Genomic DNA, 5,862 nt, shown 5'->3' on the forward strand with positions numbered 1-5,862 from the left:
ATCCTAATCCCGTGGCTATTTGAGGTAAAAAGTTTTTGTTTTTGGTACTATTTATATCAAACTGTACGTCTACCGTTGCCATCAGCGTTCTGGGCGCAATCTGGTATCTTATATTAAACTTGGGCGTTATTCGCTCCGAAACGATTTTATTTACGGCGGCTTCAGCTAAAGCAACCGGATTATAGGTTTTGCTATATTGCCCTTGTATGTTGGACGCTGGTGAAAAATAAAGCGGCGTAAGATTACCAAACTCATCAAATTGATATACGCCCATATTTGGCATTTTCATATAAGCTACATTACGCACGCCATCTGAATAATTGCGGTTATTTTCACTATGGGAAAAAGAGAGATCAGTTTTTATATGGATCTTTTCCGAAACATCATAATCGAGATTGATGCGATTGCTAATGCGCGTCAGATCTGTTCCTATGGTAACGCCTTTTTGGGTCAAATATTCCATAGAAGCGTAATACATAGCCTTAGTACCTCCGCCTGACATGGAGATATTATGATCTTGCGTATTTCCTGACCTTGAGATAGCATCTACCCAGTTGGTATTATTACTATAATTGTAATAATTATAGGGATCATTGGGATCGTATTTAAACTCGTTCACTGTTTGGGTATTGAGCGGAATACCATTATTATTCATATACTCTTCTGGAATCAGATCAGAATATTGAGCACCGGTAAGCATTGGAATAGACTGTGCTTTTGGAGAGACCGATCCTTTAAAAGTATAAGCAATCGTTGGCTTACCTCTGCTGCCGCGTTTTGTATTAATTATTAATACACCGCTTGCTCCTCTGGATCCCCAGATGGCAGTTGCAGCGGCATCTTTTAAAATGGTTATATCCTTAATATCGGAGGGGGCTATGTTTATTAAAGCCGCATATCCTTGTTCATCTGCCGTTCCAAAGTCAAAGTCTGAAGGTATTTCCGTGTCGTAAGGCATACCATCGACAACAATGAGCGGGTTATCGGAGGAGTTTATGGAAGAAGTTCCTCTTATTCTAATCTGTAATCCTGCGCCCGGATCACCAGAATTGGCCGCAATATCAACACCCGCGAGCCGCCCTTGTAATGCCTGGTCAATAGAGGTGGCTTGCATTTCTTCCATCTCTTTGGCGTTGATATGGTCAACTGCAGTCGTTAAATTCCGCTTCTTTATTGGCAACATGCCATTATCAATGGTGCTTTGTGAGATCACTTGCACATCGTTTAGCGACGATAACTCTGCCTGCAATTTTATAAAATAGATACGTCGTGTATTTATAGCAAGATCTGTCTGACTTTTGTAACCGATAATAGAAAACGAAATTCTATGTTTTACATCGGTGACTTGTAACGCAAAACTACCTTCCAAATCAGTAATACTACCACGTATTACCCGGTTATCGTTATCCGTTTCCGTAACGGATACACCACTTAAAGGAGCCCCTTTTACATCCGTTACCTTACCGGTGACTATAACTTTATCTTGGGCATTGGCCAGAGAAAACAGACCCGAGAAAACAGTAAGTACGGTAAAAACTAATAATTTTTGTAATACAATTCTCATAATATATATTAAGGGAGTTAGTCTTTGTTGTATTGAAGATAATTGTCGATTAAATGAATGACACAACGGTTGGAAAGATTATTACTTTGATTAATAATCACATGCGCAGTACGTCCCAAATCGTCGATTAAATTCATAGAGCCCTTATAATTCTCCACTCTCACCCGGTAGGTAACGCCGATGTCATTCTGAAGATCTGTATTATACAACATGGGATCTGTATTACCGTCGGGTACCGCTGTATGATCGGCTAAAACATGGTATTGTATAAACTTACGCACCAGATCCATATCATTAGGTGATGTAGAATTGAACTTAGGTACACCCGTGGATTGATCCCCTGGTAGATACCCATCCTTCACCGCTTGCATGATAGCAGCGTTTGTGGGAACAAACAACGTACTGTAGCCCGTTAAGCCGATAATTTCGTTGGTGCTTGTATTAAACAATGAGGTGGAATTTTTCAAATACTCCCAGAAATCGTAGAAGTCAGAAGTCTCATCGGGAGCCAGTTTGTTTAACTGGTATCCAATACCATTTTCAGAGTAAGTAAGAATATTATTGAGATAATATACTTTACCATTTGACGAGGTCTTACTGCTGTCTACATGCGCAACCAGGCCTGCATCCTCTAAACCCGATGTAACTATTTCATTGTTATTAAATTTTATGTATTCTCCTTCACCATCAGCATCTCCGGATTTTACAATTCCACTTCCCGAAAGGTTGTCTGTTTCCGTCTTGTAGTTCCCAAAATATACACAGGTTCTTATGATTCTGTCGAGTCTGTCCGGGACACCATTGGTGCTTCCATTATATTTAAATTCTTCGCTGGAAGAATTATAGGTAAAGCCGGCTGCGGCAAAAACACTATCAGGAATCAGAAAAATATTTACAGGGATATTAGATTTACCTATTAACAAATTCAACCCCGCTGTTTTGAATAAACGGGTCATGAAAGTATATTTGGGATTCAGGTAGGCTTCACTAAAGACGGTACTAAAGATGTCGGCATTCTCTACTTTATTAGTCCCGTAAAAAATACCATTACTCAATATTTTTCTATCAATTACATTTGAACTTGGATCGAAACGAGCGGGCTCAGAAAAGCTATTAACCGTCGATTGAAATTTAGATGGCCAGACAGCGGTGGGAAACATCTGCGCATTTAAAAAATCCGTAATAATACTTATCGGGACACTATCCAATGAAGGATAATATTTCAACAAAGTGTTTTTAACATAGGCATCAACCGCTTCATTATCGGGAGCAAACATCGTCCAACAATCTTGCTGGCCGTCATTATCACCTATCTTTAGAAAGTTTTCATTGTTAGGTGAATAAGCCAATAAGGGAGAATATGCTTTTACGTATACTTTATCAGAATTTCTGGTCAGTGTTTGGTATCGCTGCGTAGCATCTTCATTATAGATAAACTGAACGGTATTATTGGTATATAATCGGTTCAGGATTTTCCAAAAACTGCTATACTGTGGTTGTTTTCTTAAATACTCGTCGATACTAGGTAAGGGGCTGATAACTTTGTCGATTTCATGAATCATCCCGTTTTCAGCATCAATATCTGCAGATACTACACCTGCCTGGCAAATATTGAAACCTGTATATTTAGAATTGGGGTAGAAATAATTATAATCAAATGCAGATAGGCCGGCGGACGATAAATAACTATCTATAAAATAGGTAATGTATTTATTATTATAGTCAGAAGAAATATAATTACCTGTAAGAGAACTGGCTATATTGTTGCGATTTGAAGCAATGGCCTCTATCGGACCATTATCGGAAGTATCTTTATAAAACCCGGTATAATAAGCCGTTCGTCTTCTAAATGCAGCATTGAGTGTCCACCCCGTATTATTTTCTGTCGCTTGATAATCGTTTAAAGTGCTTTTGGAAAACTTATTATATATGAGCATATATTGAATCATTGCTCTGGCTGTCGCAGAATCAATGGATTCAACCCCTTTCATATTATTGGACTTGAAATAATCTTCAAAAGCAGCGTCATTAGGTGCAAAAAATGTCCAATAACCTGCACCGGTTTTTAGTGTCTCTTTATAGCCACTTTTGTCAATAACAGCCAGTAGATCTTTGAAATTTCCCCGACCATCCAAAACCTGGTAGATGGGCGGTGCAAGGTTATCAGGCCTTCCATAAAAGGAATTCCACTCCTTTTTTCTGCAACCAAAAAATAGCATTATTAATAAAATAAATAAAGCATTTGATTTATACATAGCACATTATTATTTATGAATTTTTTTAATGTATTTAAAATATGACATAAGAATTTCCATAGGGATATTTCACTTCCCTACACTTTTATTAAACCATATAGCCGGTGTTATACCATATGCAAAGTTAGCTTTGAAAGCGCAGATAGCTATTCTGCCCTTTCACTCGATAAAAAATGACACGCAACTAATCCCATTAATTCCTATTTTGATTTTAAATTTAATAACCTGCACAGCAATCGATTGCAATTAAGTTGCAATAAAAACCTTAAAATTCTTCCGTCTTTTAATAAAAAGAAAATAGCATACACAATCAAAAATAAATTCCTATAGCCATGCAATTCTTACAAACACCTAAACTGTTGAATTATTGTTTCGGGCAAATTTCCTTTTTGAACCCAACTTGATTAATTACTAACGTTTATTTGTAAACAAACTTATAATAGAACAATAATTTAACCATCCTGCTCCATCCTGCTTTATGTGAAAATTAATCTTTATAAAAATGTATTATTTTATTAAACATACATATAATGATATTTATCAATTATTTATAGTTGTTTATTAGTATAGCATAATTAATTATTTTTTTCTTTAAAAAAAATATGAAATTTAATCTTGGTAGCATTGGCAAGACATAGGCTGCTAATTAATCCATTATTATGATAGCTTCACGATTCAGATGGGCAAATCCTTCCCTTTATCGCTAGATTTATGGACCCCGCGTTAATACATTCCTTTATGGAAACTTTGGGAACGGGTACATTTATCGCAAGTCTAACTGCATATCCACCGTCTTATGTGTATGGTAAATTTCTTCTCTGTTACTGTAGCAAAATACAAAGAAGCACTTGATATTGACAGATGGTAGCACTCGGCAGCACTCTACAGAAATTTGATATTGCGTAAGATGCAATTGGCAAGGCAACCACCTAAGGATGGTTGCATTACCAATGCATCAGGGAGCAGTATAATCTTCGTTAGCAAAAAGAGATAACCTTATTTCTTGCAGCTTATTGTTGTTTTAAGCTATTCAGTAATTCAAAGCAACGCAATCTGGCTTTTGTATCATAGATATAAGACGAAAAGATAATCTCATCCGGTTCAAATTCTTCTGTGAATTTTTCTAATTTTTCCTTTACCGTTTGTGCACTTCCCTCAAATGAATACTTTCTCATATCCTTTACATGCGCGGCCTCGTACATATCCCAAATGTCATCTATATTATTTACCGGGGGTTGTAGCGGACGCCTTGTATTGCGTATAATATTGAGCGCGAATAAATTACCGGTAGTAGCGAGGTACTCAGCTTGTTTATCTGTATCAGCCATTACCACATTCGCTCCAACTATAACATAAGGGTAAGCTAGTTGTGAAGAAGGTTTAAAGTTTTCCCGATAGATACGTAAAGCCTCTGATAAATAGGTCGGTGCAAAATGGCTGGCAAACGCATAGGGTAGCCCGAGAGTTGCCGCCAGTTGCGCACTAAAAGTGCTGGAGCCCAAAATATAAATAGGCACTTCTGTTCCTTCTCCCGGTATCGCTCTTACGGCGCTTCCTGTACCCTCTTTCGAAAGATAAGACTGTACCTCTTGTATATCTCGTGGAAAATCATGAACAGTTTCCACATACTGTCGTCTTAAAGCCCTCGCCGTTATTTGATCAGTACCCGGGGCCCGGCCTAGTCCCAGGTCTATACGATCAGGAAATAAAGTGGCGAGTGTTCCAAATTGCTCTGCCACAACCAGGGGCGCATGATTGGGAAGCATTATACCACCGGATCCCACACGTATGGACTTTGTACCTTGGGCAAGATATTGAATCAACAAAGCAGTTGCCGAACTTACAATACTGGGTGCATTATGATGTTCAGCCACCCAGAAACGTTTAAAATGGAGACGTTCAGCAAGTTGCGCAAGTTCCAAACTTGCTTCCATGGCGGATTTATGACTAAATCCTTCTCTCACCGGAACCAGGTCCAATACAGAAAAGGCCACTTTCGATAATGCTATCTTTGGTTTCATTTTTCTCGTTTATAGAGTTTTG

General features: G+C 38.0%; 3 protein-coding genes. All 3 read right to left on the reverse strand.

The genetic code is table 11. The features are described 5' to 3' along the window. Nucleotides 1–1,564: TonB-dependent receptor plug domain-containing protein (locus tag ACQR30_RS12505; RefSeq protein ID WP_429735586.1), on the reverse strand; the 1,564-nt coding region annotated here is incomplete at its 3' end. Nucleotides 1,565–1,581: 17 nt separating this feature from the next. Continuing rightward, nucleotides 1,582–3,819 (reverse strand): fasciclin domain-containing protein, encoded by a 2,238-nt coding sequence (locus tag ACQR30_RS12510; protein WP_429735588.1) that lies wholly within the window; start codon nucleotides 3,817–3,819, stop codon nucleotides 1,582–1,584. Between the two features lie 1,010 nt (nucleotides 3,820–4,829). Then, on the reverse strand, nucleotides 4,830–5,840 hold the full coding sequence (locus tag ACQR30_RS12515) for an LLM class flavin-dependent oxidoreductase (RefSeq protein ID WP_429735590.1): 1,011 nt from the start codon (nucleotides 5,838–5,840) through the stop codon (nucleotides 4,830–4,832). Between the last annotated feature and the right edge of the window lie 22 nt (nucleotides 5,841–5,862).

Origin of the sequence: Arachidicoccus sp. (assembly GCF_050436765.1) — a bacterium.
GTDB lineage: Bacteria > Bacteroidota > Bacteroidia > Chitinophagales > Chitinophagaceae > Arachidicoccus.

What these genes read in the sequence shown, in the direction of transcription:
- ACQR30_RS12515 (WP_429735590.1), bottom strand. Translation starts at nt 5,840, where the DNA reads ATGAAACCAAAGATAGCATTATCGAAAGTGGCCTTTTCTGTATTGGAC.
- ACQR30_RS12510 (WP_429735588.1), bottom strand. Translation starts at nt 3,819, where the DNA reads ATGTATAAATCAAATGCTTTATTTATTTTATTAATAATGCTATTTTTT.